Genomic DNA, 19,368 nt, shown 5'->3' on the forward strand with positions numbered 1-19,368 from the left:
TCATTTAGTGCTCAGCTCCTTGAGCGCCACTGCCCGCGCCGTCCTGTTGTTTCTGACCATCTTCGTGCTTAGCCTTCTGCTGCTTGTGTTGCTTTTGCTTCTCGTGCCGCTGCCTCTCAGCCTCATGCACAGCATGCACGCGACGACCACGACGCGTGTGAGGAGAAATCGGGGAAGCCTTACGTGCTCGAGAATCCAAAGAAGATTCATGTTCGGGATCTTCTGCGCTGCGCGTATCGTCCGAGCGGCCCAATGCCGCCAAAGCCAACATGAATGCCGTTGTCGCCATCGTGATCACGATCGCCGTCAGCACGAAAGCCTGGGGCAGAGGGTCCGCGGCGTCATCAATAGATGTGCGGCCAGCGAAAGGCTCACCGCGCCACGCGCCGATACCCGCAGCCAAAATAATCAAGTTGGTTGCATGGCTGATCAAACCCATGCCAATAACAATGCGGACCATTCCGCGCTGGAGCGCCAAGTAGACACCGCCAGCCATCAACACAGCAATAGTCAAGGCGATAATCATCGGCGATCACCCTCTTCCTTATCCCTGGGTTGATCAACGCGTCGAGCAGTAGAAACAGAATCCGTAGTGACTGCCCGATAAGGAGTGAACTGGGCGCCCACCACCGAGTGCACCGGCGAGGTTTGAGCCTCCTGCTCTGCGCGGGCCTCCTTGTGGAGATCCGACGCGGGAAGTGGGTTGGATCTGCTCCGAATAAACGGCAGCAACAACTTGTCCACACCTGGTCGGCGCGTACCGCCCAAAGCATTGATAGCCAACGTGACCATTCCCAGCACCGCAAGGAACACGCCGACGTCAAAAATCATGGAGGTTGTCACGTGCTCGCCCGCGATATGCCCGTGGATCGGGAACAGGAATGACCCCTTCAACAAACCAAGGAATCCAGAGCCCAACGCAGTCAACATGCCCACCCCGGTGAGAATGAACGGTAGGTTGGGGCGAACAATCCTACGGTCAGCAGGCTTAGACAAGTAAGCCAGCATGATCGCGCCGCTAGCTACCAGGGCGGCAATGAATCCGCCGCCAGGGGCATTATGGCCGCGCATGAAGATGACAAAGCTCAACACCAACAACACTGGTGACAGAACCTTCAACACAGTGCGCAGCGGGATTGAGTTGCTGAGCTCCATGCCGAAGGGCGGCGGAGTGTCCTCATCTCGGCTGTGGCGGGGGATCGAACCGACAACCGCGGCGATCACCACACCAGCCATGCCCAAGACGCTGAGCTCGCCCATGGTATCCAGCGCACGGAACTCGACCAGAATCGTGTTGACCACGTTGCTGCCACCTGAAATGCTCGGGGCTTCCTGCAGGTACCACATAGCCAGATCCGGCCGGTCATGGCGCCCCACCAGCGCGTACACGCCGATGAATGTCACGACACCGACCAGCACGGCCAAGGTACCAGCGGAGAACTTCTTGGTGTTGCCTGTTTGGATGAAATCCGTGGGCTGGAAGCGGACAACCATCATCATCACGACCACAATCAGCAGCTCCACCAGGAACTGCGTGAGGGCAACGTCAGGCGCGCCCAACAGCAAAATCTGCAGGGTCACACCGACGCCTGCGATGCCCAGCAGGACCACAGCCAACAGACGATTGTGAGTGCGCACCAGCGCTAGTACGCTGACGATCACGATGATCAGCGGCAGCACATCCATCGGCTGGTCAATACCCGGAACTCGCGGCGCAAGCTCAATCCCCGTCGAGCCGGGGCTCAGCAGCGCCCCACCGGCGAGATAGAGGATCAGCAGCAGCGGGTAGGTCAAGTGGCGTGAAGGGCTGAGGGAATCCGCCATTGACGCCGCAAAACGACCCCACTTTTGTGAACGATTGTAGAGCTTATTGAGCAGATCGTTACCGGTTGTCGGGAAGAAGTTCTTCGGGGTGATCCACTCAAACAGTGCGTGACGGTAAGCCACCATCACTAGCGCCACGCACATAGCTACCGCGGAGATCAGGAAGGGCAACGTGATGCCATGCCACAGTGCCAAATGCAGGTGGGCCCGATGTGCCGTGGGGGCCGCGGCCGCCACCAAGGAATCGATGGGGGAGTCCAGGCGGGATAGGAAAAAGACGATGGGTAATGACGCCACGCCGGGCAACGCAGCAGGCAGCCACAGGCGCACAGGTGCTTCGCGTACCTCCGACATGTCACGGCGACCGTCGACAAACGCGCCGAACACCAGCCGGGTGGAGTAGGTCATGGTGAAGACAGCGCCACTGAACGCGGCGATAAGCAAAACGATTACACCGCCGTTAGCTAACGGCGCACCGGTGAAGGCCTCCAGCATGGCTTCCTTGGACACGAAGCCAAACATCGGTGGAATAGCCGCCATCGACAAAGCGCCGATGACCACAGCTGTGAATGTGAAGGGCAGCTGTTTGTACATTTTTCCTAGGCGGCGCACGTCACGGCTATGTGCTTGGTGGTCAATCACGCCAATCAGCATGAACAGCGAAGACTTGAACATGGCGTGCGCCAGGGTGTGCACCGCAGCAGCCGCCAAAGCGAAGGGGGTTCCAACACCAATGGTGGCAACAATCCAACCAAGGTGGGACACCGTCGAATAAGCAGTGAGCTTTTTCAGGTCGGTCTTTTGAATAGCGAATAGCGAGGCCATCACGGCAGTGGACATGCCAACGACGATCAACAGAACATTCCACACATGGTTGTCATGGAACACTGCGGAGAAACGAAGCAGCACGTACACACCGGCCTTCACCACCGCAGCAGCATGCAGAAACGCCGACACGGGGGTGGCCGCAGCCATCGCCTCAGGCAACCAGAAGTGAAAGGGCAACTGGGCAGACTTTGTAAACGCCGCCACAGCAAACAACACAGCCAAGGCGGTCGCCATGCCTGGCCGCTCTACCCAAAACTCCGACTGCAAAATCTCATGCAAATCAGTGGTGCCAGCTGCTGTAGCGGTGATCGCAGTGGCGGCCAAAAGGGACAAACCGCCGGTGAACGTCAACACCAACGTGCGGATAGCTCCCGCTTCACCACCGGAACCAGCGCGCGCGATCAAGAAGAAGGAGCCAATAGAGACAAACTCCCAAGCGATAAACAGCACCACAATGTCATTAGCCAGCACCAGCAACAATACAGCCAGCATGAACGCCGACATGATCACATAAAAACTCGTATTCGAGTCCTTATGGTGCAAATAGCTCGCCGAATAGATGAACACCACCGCGCCCACACACAGCGCAAGCATCGCGAAGAACACGCTGAGTGCATCGCCACGGAACGCGACGTCAATATGCTGACCAGGTGCGGGGAAATCCCGCACCCACGTCGTCGACCACTCGACGGCGCCAGAACCATGCCCTCCACCTGCAAAAACTGTAGGGAACGTGCCCGTCAACACGCCGGCTGCGGCAACATACATCAGTCCCAAAGGCACACCCGCTGCGCGGTCCATAACCCGGACCAGCACAGGGGAGCACACAACAGCTAAAGCTGCTATGCCAAGAACAATCATCAAAGACACGGGGCTTTTCCACCTACAATCGTCACATTTTCACCGTTTTCCAACGTTACCAGTGTTTAGTCCCGCGCTTGCCCGGTGCGCCTATCAATAAGACAGCCGCAAAACCCCTACATTCATCAAGCATGAGGCTAAAGTCGCGCACCCCCCAGATACTTCTCGCGCTCGCAGCCGTGGCCACCGTCGCCTGCGGCGCAACCTATACTGCGACGACCGACACCGGCATCGCATCCACCTGGACCGGGCCCGAAGAACCCGAAGGGGCCCCCAGTGCGCAGATTGACGCCACCACAGCCCAAGCCCTCACCGAAGCTCGCCGCGCGGCGGGCGAAGCCGCAGCCCAAGCAGGGTTCCTCGACACCGGCGTCCAAGAGCTCAAGGGCGGCATCGGGCAACTCAGCAGCCGATCCGGCGAGATCATCGATGGTGCAGCCCAATTGCACGATGGCGCAGAACAGCTCAACCAGGGGCTCATCCAACTCCAAGCCGGCACGGGGCAGCTCGGCAACGGAGCCACCCAAGTCGCCGACGGAGTCGCGCAAGCCGTTGAACAGGTGCAAGCAGTAGCCGTCATTCAGTCCCAAGTCCTGGGCGCCATGGACCAAGCGGACAAAGAACTCGCCCGCTCACAAGACCCCGACATCGTCAACCTCCGCGGCCAGCTCAAGGAATTGCGCACCCAAGCCGAACAATTCGGCATCGACGGTGAACTCGCCGACAAACTCGACCAACTGCGCAGCGGTTCTCGCGAAGTCGCCAACCAACTCGCGGTCCCCGGCTACGGCTACCACGACGGAATCTACAAAGCAGCACAAGGCGCAAAGCAACTTTCCGAAGCCACCGGTGAACTAGACAGCGTGGCTAAGCAAGCCACCGATGGCATCGGCCAACTCGACCGGGGCGCCACAAAAATCGCCGACATGTCCACCAAAAACCAAGACGCCGTCGCAGGCGTCCGACGCGCACTCCCACGCACCAGCGCAACCCCCGCGGCGTCAACAAGCGGAAACAACACTGATGACGCCGCTCCTGCCGAACGCGGCAGCCTGCCCCCACTGTATGCAGTACTCATCGCGGCAGCCACGCTGCTTGGCGCAACGCTGACCCGCATCAACGCGAAGAAGGATTGGTGGCAGGTTCTTGCGATTTCTACAACCGCTACCGTCACCTACGCCATCTTGGCAGGCACGGCGACAGCCGCTGGGGTCGTGCAGGCCTGGGTTCTGCTGACCGTTGCAGCCTATGGGGCGACAGCAGGCACCCAGTGGGCGCGCCGGGCACTGGGACCAGCAGTCGGAATGCCGCTGATTTTTGCTACTGTCGCAGTTCAAATTGGTGTCGTGACCTGGGCGTGGAAGCAGTCCACTGCGGTAGAGCTCAGCCGCGGGTGGGAGATTGTCAACGCTTTGATGCCGGTGAACTACCCGGCGTTGGGCTTGAGCACACTGGGCAATGATGGTCCGGTCGCGCCGATGCTACTGTCCCTTGCGGTGGTTGGTGTGCTGGCGGTGTGCACCGTGGTCGGCAACGGCCTGTCGCAGCGCGCAGCCCTGCGCGATACGCGCGTGGCTCTGCCGAAATCAGAACTGGAATCAGAAGAGGCCTAGGGGCGCAGAAACATACCTGGGTATGACGACGCGTAGGGCTTGCTGTCGGTAGCATGAGCGCCGTGGCAGCCCAAGAACCCCAACCCTTCAACACCGCGACCTGGTTAAAAGACAGCATTGCGGCTATTGCTGCGGCGGCTGTGTCGGCGCTTGGTGCGGGTAGTGAAGGTTTTGCCCCGTGGGGGTTTGTGCTTGTCGCTATCGCTGGTAAAGCCAGTGCCTAACAGTATAAAAACTGCCTGCGCATTGGCTCGGTTTGTTAGTGATTCACGTACAAAGGTGGCGGTGCGGTAGGGGCGCGGGTGTGCACGTTTTCGTGTGGCCCGGGAAAGCGAAAAGGCCAACAACCTGCAAACAGTAAATTTGCTGGTCATTGACCTAATCTAGATGGTCGGGATAACAGGATTTGAACCTGCGACCTCTTCGTCCCGAACGAAGCGCGCTACCAAGCTGCGCCATATCCCGATGAGCGTTAATCCAGGACTCGGGAAAAAGGGGCGCCCTGGCTGCTACCTCGGAATATCTTAATGCACGGCCTTAACCTGCGCAAAGTGCCAGCTTAAGCCCCGCTCACACGCGGAGTTTCCGTCAACAAGATGCGGGTGGCCGACGGTTTACTCATAATCCGCTGCGGGACAAACTTCGATGTCCCCAGACCATTACTGACGTGCATCCACAAAGCCCCAAAGCGGTGCATGCCAGACACTCGAGCCGCATCAATCCCGCAATTTGTCACCAGAGCATGCCCCGTGGGCTGCGCGGCAGATAGGCTGCCGGCAACACCGGAACCCCAACGATTGGGGATCTCCTCCGGGACAGACGCGTGGGCCAACACATCACTCACCCGAGAATCACTTGAAAAACGAGAGTTCCCCGGCCAGGGAACGCGGACGCGAGGCAAACACAACTGGCCACCATGCGTATGCCCAGACAGTGTCAGCTGGTAGCCGTCGGCCTCGAAACGCTCCAACACCCTCGGCTCCGGACTGTGCGTCAAGCCAATAGAGATATCCGCCTGGGCATTAGGGGCCCCAGCGATGCTCCCATAGTCGTCGTAGTTATGGTGCGGATCGTCAACACCCGCAGCAGCCACACGCAAACCGTTGGCGCTGAACTCATGGCGCTGATGGGTGCAATCCCTCCAACCGCGCTCCACAAACGCAGCGCGCATCCCCTTCCACGGCAACTCCACCCCACGAGCTTTGCGCTTCTTACCCAGTAGATAATTTGCCGGATTAACCGGCGAAGGGCCGAAATAGTCATTCGTGCCAAACACGAACAACCCAGGAGTGTTTAGCAGCGGATCAAGAGCCCGCAATACCTCCGGGACCGCATGGGCGTCACTCAAATTATCCCCAGTGTTCACCACCAAATCGGGCTCGCACTCAGCCAAAGACTGCACCCATTGCTGCTTGGCGCGCTGCCCCGGGATCATGTGCAGATCCGACAGATGCAACACGGTAAAAAACCCTTCATCCTCCCGACCAGCACGAGCTAACGTACCAGGCTGTAACACCGGAAGCTCAACAGTGTGCAGGGTGAAACGCCGCAGCTCCGCCAAACCATGGCCAATCACCGCAGCGCCAGCCCCCACCCCCAAACCAGCACTGACCCCGAGCACGCTCAATGCGCGGTTCAATCCACTTTTTCCAGTATCCACGCCACAAGCCTACTAGCGAGCACTCGACCCGAGCACCCGCAATCAGCTAATTCGCGCCCAAAGAACGCAATAGATCATCAATCACAGCGCCAAGATCGTCCGCGACGTCATTACCCACCTGCACCTCAGGCTGCGCAGGAGACGGCGGTGCAGATGGACGCGAGGACCCATCCGACAACTCAAGCGTCAACGTATCCCCCTGCATCACGGCCTCCCCGGTGCGGATACCAACAACACGCCCACGAGGCATGCCATCACCCGGGACAAACGTGATCGAGACCTTGTAGCCAGCCTTCTCCAAACGCTTGCGGGCATCACCCTCACTCAAACCACGAACCGACGGCAAATCAGACACACCCAAGCCGCGCCCAAACTTCGGATCCATAGCAGGCAACACCCCATCCGCCGCGCCCGGAATACCACGGGCAGCAGCAAACCACGTCCGAGCAGGCTCCATGCCACCATACAAATCACCATCAGGGCACTGGCGCAACGGCGACGTGCACAACGGGGTGGGCGTCACGCCATCGTTGTACACATACGGCACAGCAGCAAGACGGGAATTAAAGCCCATAAACGCCGCCGAAAAATGGCTCTCCGTCGTGCCAGTCTTCGCAGCTGTAGGAGCCCTCCAACCCGCAGCCTTAGCCGCATCTGCAGCAGTGCCATCCACGACGTCCTCACTCAAAGCATTCGCCAAGGCGGCAGCAACATTTTCTGGAACAGCACGCTCGCAATCGGGAACATCAAGATCAACCGCCTGGCCATGGCGATCCAACACCTTGTTGATAGGGTTGGGCTCGCACCACATGCCGCCACTGGCGATCGTCGCCGAAACATTCGCCAACTCCAGCGGATTAACCGCTGTCGGGCCCAACGTATACGAACCCAAATTGTGCGACTTCACATACTCCGCAATCGAAGACTCGCCGTCAAAGCTGCCCGGCTCAACATAATCCCGAAGCCCCAAACTCACCGACATATCCACCACATTCGACACCCCCAACTGCTCAATGAGCTTCACGAAGGTCGTATTCGGCGACTGCGCCAACGCCTGCTTCAACGTCATCTGAGGCTTGTAGAGGCCAGAGTTTTCCACACAATAGGTATCCGGCGGGCAGTTTTTCGCCCCGCCATCACCCATGCCGCGCGCCTCGAAACGCGGGGGAACATCCACCATGGTGTCGACGCCCATGCCCTTTTCCAAAGCGACCGCAGCGGTAAACACCTTGAACACGGAACCTGCGCCCGCGCCCACGCGAGTGAAAGGCTGAGGGAGGACCGTCTGGCCAGCATCCAAATCAAGACCGTAATCACGCGACGACGCCATCGCCACAACCTTGCGTGACTTCTCCCCGGGCTCCACCACATTCATAACCTCCGCAACCCCGGGGGTGGTGGGGGACACTTGCGAGGTCACCGCCTGTCGCGCGGCCGCCTGGGTTGCGGGATCAAGAGTCGTATCGATGGTGTAAGCGCCCGTGGCGACCTCATCGAAATCAAGCCCCTTCTTGGACAAATAATCGAGCACATAATCGCAGAAGAACCCCCTATCGCCAGCAGCAATGCAACCATTCGGCAAGCCCTGCGGCTGTTCCAAAACACCTAGAGGTTCCTGCTTGATGGCCTGCGCCTGCTCGATCGTGATCGCTCCAGACTCCACCATGGTGTCCAATACAGTGGCCCGGCGCTCGGCCACACCCTCAGGGTTGGTGTAGGGATCAAGCAAAGAAGAAGACTGCACGATGCCTGCCAGCATCGCCGCCTGTGCGACCGACAATTCAGAAGCGTGGATACCGAAGTAGGTGCGGCTTGCTGCCTCGACTCCATAAGCACCATTGCCGAAAGGGACAATGTTGAGATAGCGCGCGAGGATCTCGTCCTTATCATGTCGGCGATCTAGATCAGAGGCCATCCGCATTTCGCGAAGCTTGCGGGGAATCGACTGCTCCACCGCGAGCTGTTGCTCGGCTTCGTCTTCGGCGTCAACCAGCAACAAATAGTTCTTCACATATTGCTGATCAATTGTTGACGCCCCCTCACTCACCGCACCCTTAATGATGTTGCGGCCCATGGCGCGCAATGCACCCTTCCAGTCAACCCCCTCATGCTCGTAGAAGCGGCGATCCTCCACGCTGACGATTGCCTGCTTCATGGGTTTGGCGATCTGGTTTGAAGGCACGTCGAAGCGACGCTGCTTGTAGATCCATGCGATCGATTCCCCCGCGGCGTCATTAATTGTGGTGACTCCGGGGGCGGAACCCTCTGTGAGGTCGGTGAGGTTTGAATCCATTGTCTCCTCTGCTCGGCTGACGCCGGCACCGCCGAGAACGGCAAGGGGAGTGAGAGTCAGAGCAGTTGCAAGCCCCGCAGCGGCGATGGCGGCGGTGAGCTGGCCCAGGGATTTCAAGGAAGACACACCAAGACTCTACTGAACAAAAGGCGTGAAAGTCGCTTGCCAAGGTCGCGAAGCATCGAAAAACCTGCTAAAAATGTGACGTGGTAGAGCGTTTCATGTGACTGGCTTCGACAACAATCTATTATGTGTGTAGACTCACATTTGGAACGATCCCTATAACATATTAGGAGGGTGGCAGCATGACAACTCCGCTCTTACACACACGGACGCGCAACCCCTACGGCACCATCGGCCAAAAAGCGTCCAGCACTAATCCCCACAGCGGGATCAACCCACACGCGCCCGAAAAACGAGGCGACTGGGTCATGCGAGCAAAGTGCCGCGATGTAGACCCAGACTCCCTATTTGTCACCGGCGCGGAACAACGACAAGCAGCGGAAATCTGCAGCCTCTGCCCCGTGATACTGCAATGCAGAGCAGACGCGCTAGACAACAAAGTCGAATTCGGAGTGTGGGGCGGACTCACCGAACGGCAGCGCCGAGCAATCCTGCGCAAGAACCCACACGTGACCAACTGGTACGAATACTTGTCCAACGGTGGCGAACTGATCGGCCTTTAGAGTAGATAAGACCAGTTAAAAACCGCCCAAGCGTGCCCCATGCCCCACACTGAAAACCAATGGGTACAGTGTTGGGCATGGCTAAAAAGTTTGAATACGCAACAGTCCCACTGTTGACCCACGCAACCAAGCAAATCCTCGACACCTGGGGTGAAGACGGCTGGGAACTCGTCAGCGTCGTTCCCGGCCCCAACCCGGAAAACGTCGTTGCCTACATGAAGCGCGAGGTCGAAGCATAAAATGACCACCAGCGAACGCCTCAGAGAACTCGGCATTAGCCTTCCCCAGGTTGCAGCACCCGTAGCCGCCTACGTGCCCGCAATCCGCACCGGAAACCAAGTCTGGACATCCGGCCAAATCCCCTTCGTCAACGGCGAACTCGCAGCAACCGGCAAAGTCGGTGCTGAAGTGTCCGCAGAAGACGCCTACAACTATGCGCGCATCGCAGCGCTCAACGCACTGGCTGCAGTAGACGCACTCGTCGGTATCGACAAGGTCACCCGCGTCCTCAAGATCGTCGGATTCGTGGCATCCGCAGAAGACTTTGGTGGACAGCCCGCCGTCATCAATGGGGCATCTGAACTCATGGGTGAAATCTTTGGCGACGCAGGCGCCCACGCTCGCTCGGCAGTTGGCGTTGCGGAACTTCCCCTCAATTCCCCTGTTGAGGTGGAAATTATCGTAGAAATTGCCCCCTAATGCGGGCAAAACTTCGCAAGTAGTGCCGTAAAGGGTGCCCATGCGAGCCGCAAGCCTACTAAGCTTGGGCACATGGAGCACCCAGCCTACAGTCAACTCCGGCCGGTCACCCCGTCCGCAGCAGTTGTTCTTTGCCCCAATCCCAGCTATGCGACCCTAGAAGGCACCAACTCCTGGGTCATTCGCGCTGAAGGGGACCCCTGCAGCATCATCATCGATCCAGGCCCTGAGGACGAAGGCCACCTCAACGTTCTCAACTCAAAGTCCGACAAAGCAGCACTGATTCTGCTGACGCACCGTCACCATGACCACGCCGACGGCGCACTGCGTTTCAGGCAGCTCACTGGCGCCCCCATTCGCGGCGTCGACAAATCCTACTGCCGTGATGCCGAACCACTGGTTGATGGCGAGATCATCACCGTAGAGGGCGTCACCCCCCAGATCGAGGTCGTCGCAACGCCCGGGCATACGGCAGACTGCGTGTGCTTCTACATTTGGAGCGGTGTTCCGCACGAGTCCACCCTCGAAGGCATCGTCACCGGCGACACCATCGCAGGCCGACACACCACCATGATCTCCGAAACCGACGGAGACCTGGGCCTATACCTCGAGACCTTGTCTCGCTTGGAAAAAGACGGACAAGGTGTTGCCCTTTTACCGGGCCACGGTCCCGACCACCCCGACGTCTCCGTCGTTGCACGCAAATACATTGACCGTCGTGAACAGCGTCTCCAGCAAGTCCAAGATGCACGGAAACAGCTTGGTCCTGACGCCACCCTCAAGCAGATTGTTGATGCCATCTACACCGACGTAGACCCCGTGCTACGCAACGCTGCAGAGCAGTCCACGCGCGTGACCCTGCGCTACCTCGACAATAATCAATAAACATCAAAGCACTGGGGCCGGCGAGTTTTCTTTACTCGCCGGCCCCAGTGCTTTCAACAAACGCAGCTGCAACCGCAGACTAGGCCTTTTAGCGGGCGCGCTTAGCCAAATGCTCCGTATCGCTGATAAGAACAGACTTGCCCTCGAGGCGAATCCAGCCGCGGTGAGCGAACGTAGCCAGGGCCTTGTTCACGGTCTCGCGAGAAGCGCCAACGAGCTGCGCAATTTCTTCCTGCGTGAGGTCGTGGTTAACCCGCAAAGCCGAACCCTCTTGGCTGCCGAAACGGTTAGCTAGCTGCAGCAAGGTCTTTGCAACGCGGCCAGGAACGTCGGTGAAGATAAGGTCAGCCAAGGATGCATTGGTGCGGCGCAGGCGTCGGGCCAGAACGCGCAAAAGTTGCTCTGAAATTTCCGGGTGCTCGCGGATCCAGCGGTGCAGCATACCGGAGTTCATGGTAGCTGCCTGAACTTCAGTGACACACACAGCAGAGGAGGTACGGGGGCCCGGATCGAATATGGACAGCTCGCCAAACATATCGGAAGGACCCATCACAGTCAGGAGGTTTTCGCGACCATCGGGGGCGTGGCGGGCGAGCTTCACCTTGCCGACGGTGATGATGTACAGGCGATCGCCGGGCTCGCCTTCTTCGAAAATGGTGGTACCGCGCGGGTAGCGGACGGTTTCAAGATCCTGGATCAAGTTGGTAACTGCAACGGGGTCGACGCCCTGGAAAATACCAGCTCGGGAAAGGATTTCCTGTACGGCTTCCATAAGTACTCCTTGGCTTGCTGTGCCGCGATCGCCCCGGAGGTACCTTAGGCCATCGCTGTTAACGGGAATAAAGCTAATTCACATACTACTATGTGCCAGATCACGATGGCTAGTGTGGAGTGGAATTTCTGAGTGGTACTGTCGTTTAGTTTTTGGGACGCTGATCTTAAATTGATGGTGTGTCCTGCCCAGAGGGCTTCGCACTAGCGGTGCAGAAATCCTCTACGCGTTCCATTTGCATTGTGAACACTGCGAGGACAATCGGCGTGAAAAGAAACAGGATTGCCATCATGAGGCATAGTTTAGCGCGCCGCAATGACCGCTCTCACACAAGGCCCGCGCAGCCCGTGTAGTAGCCGATGCCCCTGTACATTGGCTGTCCATAGAAGCCTTTCACAGTGGGGTTTTACTATTGTTGTCACTATGTCTTTGGCCACTGAGTCACCGCTAGCCCTCAAACGTCGGGCCCGCCGGATTAATCGGGAGTTAGCCGAGCTCCACCCAGATGCTCGATGCGAGCTTAACTTCACCAACCCCCTGGAGCTTCTGGTGGCGACGGTGCTGAGCGCCCAGTGCACCGACGCCCGTGTAAACAAGGTAACCCCGGCGCTGTTTGAGCGCTTCACTGATGCTGAAGACTACGCAGAAGCTGATATTGAAGAGGTCGAACGCTATATCCGATCCACCGGTTTTTACCACAACAAAGCCAAAAACCTAGTTGGCTTGGGCCAAAAAATTGTGGAGGATTTCGGCGGGGAAGTACCTAGCGATATCGAAGATTTGGTCACGTTGCCTGGCGTTGGGCGCAAAACCGCGCATGTCATCCGCGGGCATATCTTCGGGCTGCCGGGTTTACCTGTGGATACTCACTTTGGCCGCTTGTGTCGCAGGTTGGGACTGACGAACCAAGAATCCCCACTCAAGGTTGAAAAAGAAATCGGTGCGCTGATCGAACCCGCCCAATGGACGGCCTTTTCTGATCGTTTGGTTTTCCATGGTCGTCGGGTATGCTTTGCTCGCTCACCGCATTGTTGGGAATGCGGCATTGCGCGTTTATGCCCATCCGCAACCGTCGCGGCGTCATCAACATCTAGCGCACGTAAAGCTGCCGCCCGAAAGTCAGGAACGAAGTGATGAATACTCCTCGTAAGTTCGCTATTGCTTCGGCGGTGGGCGCGTTAATCATCGCCGCGCTTATGGTGCTGATGCTGGTTGGTCTTTTCGGTTTACCTTCTTCAGATTCCAACGATGGTGCACAGTCGCAAGGCGGGGTATCACAGCAGGATTATGACGCCGCGGATGTTCCTGCGCGCCCGGATTGTCCCGTCGGCGACGTGGCCGGGGTGCAGCTGCCGTGTTTGGGTGGCCAGGTGCAGCCAGATTCGCAGGCACCTGCGGCGACTGTGGTGACGCTATGGGCGTGGTGGTGTCAGCCCTGTCGACAGGAACTGCCTGTGTTCGACGAATTCGCGGCGGCACATCCGGAGATGCGCGTGTTGGGTGTTCATGCTGATACCGATGCGGCTGCGGGGGCGTCATTGCTCGATGAGCTGGGGGTGCAGTTGCCCAGCCTGCAGGATTCCAGCAATTCCTTCGCCGGCACATTGGGGTTGCCAGGGGTGGTGCCGATCATGGTTGTCGTGCGCCCCGACGGTTCCTTCGTGCCTGTCGCGAAGGTATTCGATTCGGTGGAACAACTGGAGGCGGTGGTACAGGAGGCCATGCATGGGGCAACGTAGCGACTTGCCTGAAGTTCCCCAGTGGCTGTCACCATTGGCGGAGGCCACCCACTCGGGGCGTTTTTATGAGGCGATCTCGGCACGCTCCCGGTACACGACGCACCCGGTGAGCTCCGCGGTGTTGATGCTGTTTGCCGGCAACCACTTGGATGATGCGACGGTGTTGCTGACCCATAGGAATCCGTCCATGCGTGCGCATTCCGGCCAGGTTGCTTTTCCGGGCGGGCGGATTGATCCAGAAGACGAAACGGTTGTTGACGCCGCGTTGCGCGAGGCCCAGGAAGAAACCGGCATTGACCCCCGCGGCGTCGACATTGTTGGTGTACTTGATGGGGTTGCGGTGCGCTCGGCTGCGCAGGCGGTGGCGCCGGTGGTGGGTTTTTGGCGGCAGCGTTCCCCGTACGGCGTGGTCAGCCCTGCGGAGGCCGATGATGTGTTCGAGGCACCCATAGCTGAGCTAGTTGCGCCGGAAAACCGTCTGCGCGTGGGGCATAAGGGCTGGCAGGGGCCTGCTTTTCGCCACCGTGGTTATGTGATTTGGGGTTTCACGGGTGGTTTGTTGGATGCGGCGCTGCGTAGTTCGGGTTGGTTGGAGCCTTTGCCGCCGGGTGAGCCGGAGCCGTTGTTTGAGGTGCTGCGCGCCTCCCGCAATGGTGAGCGCACGGATTTAGACTGATACAACCTATGCTTAGTTCTGGCCAGTTTGCGTTAGTTGACGCCGCGATTGCCCTGCTGCTGTTGTATGCCGTGTTTAACGGTTGGCGGCAGGGTGCTGTGGCGTCGGTTTTGAGCACCGTGGGGTTGCTCGCTGGTCTGATTTGTGGGGTGGGTCTGGCTCCGGCTGTCATGTCGTTGACTGATGCGACGGCGATTCGTTTGTTGTTGGCGTGCGGCACGATCATCATGCTGGTCGGGTTGGGCAACCTGATTGGTGGGTTGGCTGGCGCGAGTTTGCGCGACAACATGCGGATGAAGCGCTCGTTGAAGATTGATTCGGCTGTGGGCGCTGTTTTTCAGGTGTGCGCGGTGTTGATTGTCACGTGGCTCGTGGCGATTCCAATTGCTGGTGCGTCGCTTGGCCGTTTGAGTACTGACGTTCGTCGTTCTGCTGTGTTGGGGGTTGTGGATCGTTATGCGCCGCAGTCGTGGGCGCAGTGGCCGACGCGTTTGTCTGCGATGTTGTCGGATACCGGTTTGCCACCGCTGGTGTCTCCTTTTGAGTCGACTGAGTCGAAGGAGGTCGCTGCGCCGAAGGTAAAGGTTGATGACGTCGCGTTGGTTGAGCGTTTGCGTCCGTCGGTGATCCATGTGGTTGCGGATGCTGACCAGTGCCGTCGTCGGTTGTTGGGGTCGGGGTTTGTCAGTGGTCCTGATGAGGTGATAACGAATGCACACGTCGTGGCGGGTAGTGCTGCGGTGCGTTTGGATACGGTGTTGGGGATGAAGGACGCGGAGGTTGTGTACTACAACCCGCAGGAAGATATTGCGGTGTTACGTAGCCCTGGGTTGGGTTTGCCGCCGTTGGAGTGGGCTGCGCAGCCGGCGACAACGGGGGAGGACGCGATTGTGATGGGATTCCCCGAGTCGGGGCCGTTCGAGGCTGCTCCTGCGCGTATCCGTGATCGTATTACGGTTAATGGGCCTGATATTTATGCGTCGACTCGTGTGGATCGTGAGGCCTACACTGTGCGCGGCACTATTCGTCAGGGCAATAGTGGCGGTCCTGGGGGGTGGTGGATCTTGAGGGCCATGTTCTCGGTGTGGTGTTTGGTGCTGCTACGGATGCCACGGATACCGGTTATGTCTTGACTGCTGCGGATGTGCGGGCTGCTGTGGGGGATGTGTCGGCAGCTTCTTCTCCGGTTGATACCGGTGCGTGCGTGGCTAAGTAGTTCTGGGGTAGTTCCGGGCACGCAAAGAGAAAAAGAAAAAAGGCATTAAAAAGGCGGCTCGTACTCGGGGGGGTGTGAACGAGCCGCCAACCCGGCGGGGGGTGCCGGGGCCGGCCACGCGCTCTGGATAAATCCAGGGGGGCCATGCACCAATTACAATACTGATAGTGCATAATGCTGTCAAGTGTGCCGCTGAACTGCTGTTTTGTTGGCATGGTGTGGTGGTGTTTATGCCTTGTATGGTGTTGTCCTACTGCTGCCGGGGCGGACTGTTGTGGACTACACTGGGCAAGCGTGAAAGCAGGACCTTCGGATCAGCCACACCGGCAGACTTCCGCTACGCCCGCGCGGTCGATGCGGGGGCAGTCAGCCGGTAAGAAGGTTGCTGCATTTTTCGACCTAGACAAGACCATCATCGCTAAGTCCTCTGCCTTTGCTTACGGTCGCCAATTTTTGGACAACGGACTTATCTCCCCTGGGGTTGCAGCCCATTTGGCTGTGGCGCAGGCTGCCTACCGTCTGGTTGGTCATTCGAACGATCAAATGGACAGTACCCGGGACAATCTAGCGTCGATGGTGCGGGGCTGGGACGTCCAGCAAGTGTCGGATATTGTGGAGACAACCTTGCATGAGGTGGTGTCCCCCGCGATCTACATGGAGGCGCGCGAGCTGATTGCTTTGCACGAGGCTGCGGGGCACGACGTCATTATTGTTTCTGCGTCGGCTGCGCAGTTGGTCGCTCCGATAGCCCGCGAGCTGGGTATTCGCGATGCTGTGACGACCACCCTTGAGGTACAGGACGGTCGTTTCACGGGGGAAGTCCTGTTCTATTGCAAGGGGGAGCGCAAGGCCCAGGCGATTCGTGACCTCGCCGCTAACAGGGGCTACAACCTGGAGGCGAGTTTTGCCTATTCGGATTCGGCCACGGACATCCCCATGCTGGAGGTCGTGGGCAATGCGGTGGCCGTCAATCCCGACAGGGCACTGAAGCGCTACGCAAAAAAGCACGGCTGGACGATCCGTTCGTTTAAAAATCCGGTGCCCTTGTTTACGGTCCCATCTCGCAGGCGCGTGGGTGCGTGGGCTGCGGGGTTGGTGGCTGTCGCGGTGGTTGGTGGGTGGCTGCTGGGCGCGTCGGGGCCTGGCCGGATGACGGCACCGGCTAGAACTGCTGAATTATGCCGGAGGCTTCCTCGGCGCCTACGGTCCACGATTGAAGGCTTGATTCCACCCATGTAATGACGCCGCGGGGGTTAGCGTTGAAATCTTTGATCTGCTGGTGAAGCTCGTCGCGGTGGCGCACCCAGTAGAGCTCGGGCACGAACAGGGCGTGCGGGTCCAGGCCAAAAGTGGTGGCTACTAGGCGCGACGCTAACAGTCCGATGAGCGGACTGCGTGGGCCGAAGGCGTTGCTGTTGGTTATTTCGGCGTGGGCGATGGCGGCGAGCACGGGCGCATGGTCGGCGGGACTGTTGTGGCAGTGTGTGATCAGCGAGCTCAGCGCGTGGATGCGTTCTGTGGCATCAACGTGCGGTGTGCCCGTGCCGCCCAGCAAAGTATCGGCACTGAGGAGTATTTGCAGGGGTGCGCGTGAAAACGTTGTGGTGGTGCTGAGGATGTGGCTGGGGGTTAGAAGCGAGTAGGCGCTTAAACAGGTTTGCTGGGTTGCGGTCGTGGGGTAGAGGCGGTGGGCTGTGAGTGCGGACCGGATTAAGGCTTCCGCGCTGATTTCTGCGCTGCGCCTGAGGATAATGGGGCGGCGTTGGGTAGCGGCCGTTTTGGTGAGTACCGCGTCGATGGGGGCCTGCAGTTGAGGGTGGTCGCACAGGGAGCGCAATGGGCTGTACGCGGCCTTGTGTGTTGGCTCGTTTGCTGGCTTGTTTAGCGGGGCAGGCACGAATCCAACCCTAGTGCCTAGCAACCCGCTTGGGTGGGTAGGCGGGCTTTTCGAGTGGGGTGGGTGGACTATCCGGGGCAATAACTGGCAATATGGTTAGAGTATGTGTCTGTAGGGACATGTGAAACGCACGAAAACGCAAGGAATACTTACTGTGAGCACTAAAGACGGGCTTTACACTGACGGCGCGCACGACTTCGCTCCGAAAGCTGACTCGATTCCGCTGGTTGATGTCGATACACGCCCCGCAGGCGAGGGTTCTATCGGCGATCTTATTAGCGATGCAACCACCCATATGTCGAGTCTGTTCCGCAGTGAGGTCGAGCTCGCCAAGGCCGAGCTCGCTGCCGAGGCGAAGAAGGGCGTAGTCGGTGGTGGCCTGTTTGGTGTGGCCGGTGCCATCGCTTTGTACAGCACCTTCTTTTTCTTCTTCTTTGTCGCCGCTTTGCTGAGCCTGTGGCTTCCGGTGTGGGCGGCCACCTTAATTGTGTTCTTGCTGATGCTCGCTGTTGCGGGTTCTTTGGCTTTGGTTGGCTTTAAGAAGGTCCGTGGGGTGAGTGCTCCGAAGGAAACCATCGAGTCCGTCAACGAACTGAAGAAGCTCGTGCCGGGTAAGGCTCAGAAGCGGCTGTCGGGTAACACTTCTGGGATGTACACCTAGTTTTTTCTTTCAATTGGTGCCGCGCGGCGTTGTGTTCGCGCGGCCTTGGTGTTTGTGGAGGTAGCGTGGCGGTTTCTAGTGCACTGTCTCCCCAGGTGTTGTCCTTGCAGGGGCCGTTTGAGCATGTGTTTGTGCATACCCGTGGTGTGCGGATTCATTGTGTCAGCGCTGGCCAGCAGTCTGATCCCTGTGTGTTGTTGATTCATGACGGCGGGGGCTGTTGGGCTGATTTTCGTCGGGTGCTGCAGCCTTTGGCTCAGGCTGGTTTTCATGCTGTGGCCGTTGATGTTCGGGGGGCTGGCATGTCGGATAAACCCCCGTCGGAATATGGTTTGCGTTTTTTGGCGGGGGATATGTCGGGTGTGATTCGCCAAATGGGTCATGACGCCGCGATTGTGTGCGGTGCAGGTACGGGTGCTGCGGTCGCGTGGGCGCTGGCTGTGGGCTACCCGCAGTGTGTGAAGGCGTTGGTGTCGGTGGCCGGAGGCTATCCGGCTGATGTGCGTTCGGCTGCGTTGCGCAGCCCTGTTTTTGCGGTTGCTCCTGCGTTTAGGGCGGCGGCTATTGCTTTTCCTTCTGTGTTGAAGTGGTGGGCTAAGCGTAATCCGGTGGCGTGTTCGCGGTGGTGGTTGCGGGCGGCTACTGGTCCTGATTGTGATGTGTCGGCGTTGGCGTGTGGTGTCAGTGATGCGCAGGTGCGGGAATGGGTGTTGCGTATTGACGCCGTGGATAACACGGTGGCTGCGTTGGCTCGTTATTTGCGAGTGTCGTGGGCGCCGGCTCCGTCCAAGTGGGCGAACGTTCGGGTGGGGGTTCCGGTGAGCATGGTGGTGCCGGACGAGTGTGGTGGGTTTTGGAGGCTTCTTGCCAGGAAGGCGACCGCTCGTTGTGCTGGTGGTGTCGGGGTGCGGGTGGTGAGTTTTCCGCAGTGTGGTCGAAGCCCGCACATGGAACAGCCCGATAATTTTGTGCAGTTGATCGCCCAGGCGTTATCCACAGATTAGGTGCGAATTAGCCAGATCTGACAAGCGCCCTGCGATGCGATCCTGGGGTTTTAT

18 protein-coding genes, 1 tRNA gene and 1 pseudogene are annotated in these 19,368 nt (G+C 58.8%); 13 read left to right on the forward strand and 7 right to left on the reverse strand.

Translation table 11 applies throughout. The annotated features are described in order from the left end of the window. Positions 1-4: 4 nt before the first annotated feature. On the reverse strand, positions 5-526 hold the full coding sequence (locus tag CARG_RS09760; RefSeq protein ID WP_020975434.1) for a cation:proton antiporter subunit C: 522 nt from the start codon (positions 524-526) through the stop codon (positions 5-7). Further along, complete coding sequence (locus tag CARG_RS00560) at positions 523-3,522, reverse strand: DUF4040 family protein (protein ID WP_020975435.1); 3,000 nt, start codon at positions 3,520-3,522, stop codon at positions 523-525. The genes CARG_RS09760 and CARG_RS00560 overlap by 4 nt, the downstream gene beginning before the upstream one ends. Before the next feature lie 122 nt (positions 3,523-3,644). On the opposite strand from CARG_RS00560, the gene CARG_RS00565 reads away from it, so the two are divergent. Both CARG_RS00565 and CARG_RS10130 read left to right on the forward strand, forming a co-directional pair. Then, positions 3,645-5,126, forward strand: a complete 1,482-nt coding sequence (locus tag CARG_RS00565) for a YhgE/Pip domain-containing protein (RefSeq protein ID WP_081761536.1) — start codon at positions 3,645-3,647, stop codon at positions 5,124-5,126. 62 nt (positions 5,127-5,188) lie between these two features. Next, entirely contained in the window at positions 5,189-5,350 is a 162-nt protein-coding gene (locus CARG_RS10130; RefSeq protein ID WP_236620148.1) for a hypothetical protein, read from the forward strand. Between the two features lie 164 nt (positions 5,351-5,514). On the opposite strand, the gene CARG_RS00570 is transcribed toward CARG_RS10130, so the two are convergent. The 3 genes from CARG_RS00570 to CARG_RS00580 all read right to left on the reverse strand — a co-directional run bounded on the left by CARG_RS00570 (position 5,515) and on the right by CARG_RS00580 (position 9,205). Continuing rightward, positions 5,515-5,591: transfer RNA gene (locus CARG_RS00570), tRNA-Pro, on the reverse strand. A 94-nt stretch (positions 5,592-5,685) separates the two neighbouring features. After that, positions 5,686-6,765 (reverse strand): metallophosphoesterase, encoded by a 1,080-nt coding sequence (locus CARG_RS00575; protein WP_041747213.1) that lies wholly within the window; start codon positions 6,763-6,765, stop codon positions 5,686-5,688. Between the two features lie 67 nt (positions 6,766-6,832). Next, positions 6,833-9,205 carry a transglycosylase domain-containing protein gene (locus CARG_RS00580; protein ID WP_020975439.1) on the reverse strand — a complete coding sequence of 791 codons (2,373 nt, stop codon included), beginning with the start codon at positions 9,203-9,205 and terminating at the stop codon, positions 6,833-6,835. A 179-nt stretch (positions 9,206-9,384) separates the two neighbouring features. Here CARG_RS00580 and CARG_RS00585 point away from each other — a divergent pair, with 179 nt between their 5' ends. From CARG_RS00585 to CARG_RS00600, 4 genes are all read left to right on the forward strand, one after another. After that, positions 9,385-9,765, forward strand: a complete 381-nt coding sequence (locus CARG_RS00585) for a WhiB family transcriptional regulator (RefSeq protein WP_020975440.1) — start codon at positions 9,385-9,387, stop codon at positions 9,763-9,765. 77 nt (positions 9,766-9,842) lie between these two features. After that, on the forward strand, positions 9,843-10,004 hold the full coding sequence (locus CARG_RS00590) for a DUF4177 domain-containing protein (protein WP_020975441.1): 162 nt from the start codon (positions 9,843-9,845) through the stop codon (positions 10,002-10,004). A 1-nt stretch (position 10,005) separates the two neighbouring features. Then, positions 10,006-10,464 carry a RidA family protein gene (locus tag CARG_RS00595; RefSeq protein WP_020975442.1) on the forward strand — a complete coding sequence of 153 codons (459 nt, stop codon included), beginning with the start codon at positions 10,006-10,008 and terminating at the stop codon, positions 10,462-10,464. A gap of 72 nt (positions 10,465-10,536) precedes the next feature. After that, complete coding sequence (locus CARG_RS00600; RefSeq protein WP_020975443.1) at positions 10,537-11,349, forward strand: MBL fold metallo-hydrolase; 813 nt, start codon at positions 10,537-10,539, stop codon at positions 11,347-11,349. An 88-nt stretch (positions 11,350-11,437) separates the two neighbouring features. Here CARG_RS00600 and glxR read toward each other — a convergent pair whose 3' ends face one another. Continuing rightward, the gene (gene glxR / locus CARG_RS00605) at positions 11,438-12,121 is read right to left on the reverse strand and encodes a CRP-like cAMP-activated global transcriptional regulator GlxR (protein ID WP_020975444.1); all 684 of its coding nucleotides are present in this window, start codon (positions 12,119-12,121) and stop codon (positions 11,438-11,440) included. Positions 12,122-12,544: 423 nt separating this feature from the next. On the opposite strand from glxR, the gene nth reads away from it, so the two are divergent. The 5 genes and pseudogenes from nth (at position 12,545) to CARG_RS00630 (ending at position 16,991) form a co-directional block, all read left to right on the forward strand. Next, entirely contained in the window at positions 12,545-13,255 is a 711-nt protein-coding gene (gene nth, locus CARG_RS00610; RefSeq protein ID WP_052331881.1) for an endonuclease III, read from the forward strand. After that, entirely contained in the window at positions 13,255-13,860 is a 606-nt protein-coding gene (locus CARG_RS00615) for a TlpA family protein disulfide reductase (protein ID WP_020975446.1), read from the forward strand. The genes nth and CARG_RS00615 overlap by 1 nt, the downstream gene beginning before the upstream one ends. Then, on the forward strand, positions 13,847-14,536 hold the full coding sequence (locus tag CARG_RS00620) for an NUDIX hydrolase (RefSeq protein ID WP_020975447.1): 690 nt from the start codon (positions 13,847-13,849) through the stop codon (positions 14,534-14,536). The genes CARG_RS00615 and CARG_RS00620 overlap by 14 nt, the downstream gene beginning before the upstream one ends. An 8-nt stretch (positions 14,537-14,544) precedes the next feature. After that, a pseudogene (locus CARG_RS00625) lies at positions 14,545-15,752 on the forward strand (MarP family serine protease). 354 nt (positions 15,753-16,106) lie between these two features. Beyond that, positions 16,107-16,991: an HAD family hydrolase gene (locus CARG_RS00630; protein ID WP_020975448.1), complete on the forward strand. Its 885-nt coding sequence runs from the start codon at positions 16,107-16,109 to the stop codon at positions 16,989-16,991. Here the strand turns inward: CARG_RS00630 and CARG_RS09980 are convergent. Next, positions 16,915-17,649 carry a hypothetical protein gene (locus CARG_RS09980; protein WP_144198439.1) on the reverse strand — a complete coding sequence of 245 codons (735 nt, stop codon included), beginning with the start codon at positions 17,647-17,649 and terminating at the stop codon, positions 16,915-16,917. The two genes, CARG_RS00630 and CARG_RS09980, sit on opposite strands and share 77 nt — an antisense overlap. A gap of 154 nt (positions 17,650-17,803) precedes the next feature. Here CARG_RS09980 and CARG_RS00635 point away from each other — a divergent pair, with 154 nt between their 5' ends. Together CARG_RS00635 and CARG_RS00640 are read left to right on the forward strand one after the other, a co-directional pair. Next, on the forward strand, positions 17,804-18,310 hold the full coding sequence (locus CARG_RS00635) for a phage holin family protein (RefSeq protein ID WP_020975450.1): 507 nt from the start codon (positions 17,804-17,806) through the stop codon (positions 18,308-18,310). A 65-nt stretch (positions 18,311-18,375) separates the two neighbouring features. Continuing rightward, a complete protein-coding gene (locus CARG_RS00640; protein ID WP_020975451.1) occupies positions 18,376-19,314 on the forward strand; it encodes an alpha/beta fold hydrolase in 939 nt (312 codons plus the stop codon). Positions 19,315-19,368 lie beyond the last annotated feature (54 nt).

Origin of the sequence: Corynebacterium argentoratense DSM 44202 (assembly GCF_000590555.1) — a bacterium.
GTDB lineage: Bacteria > Actinomycetota > Actinomycetes > Mycobacteriales > Mycobacteriaceae > Corynebacterium > Corynebacterium argentoratense.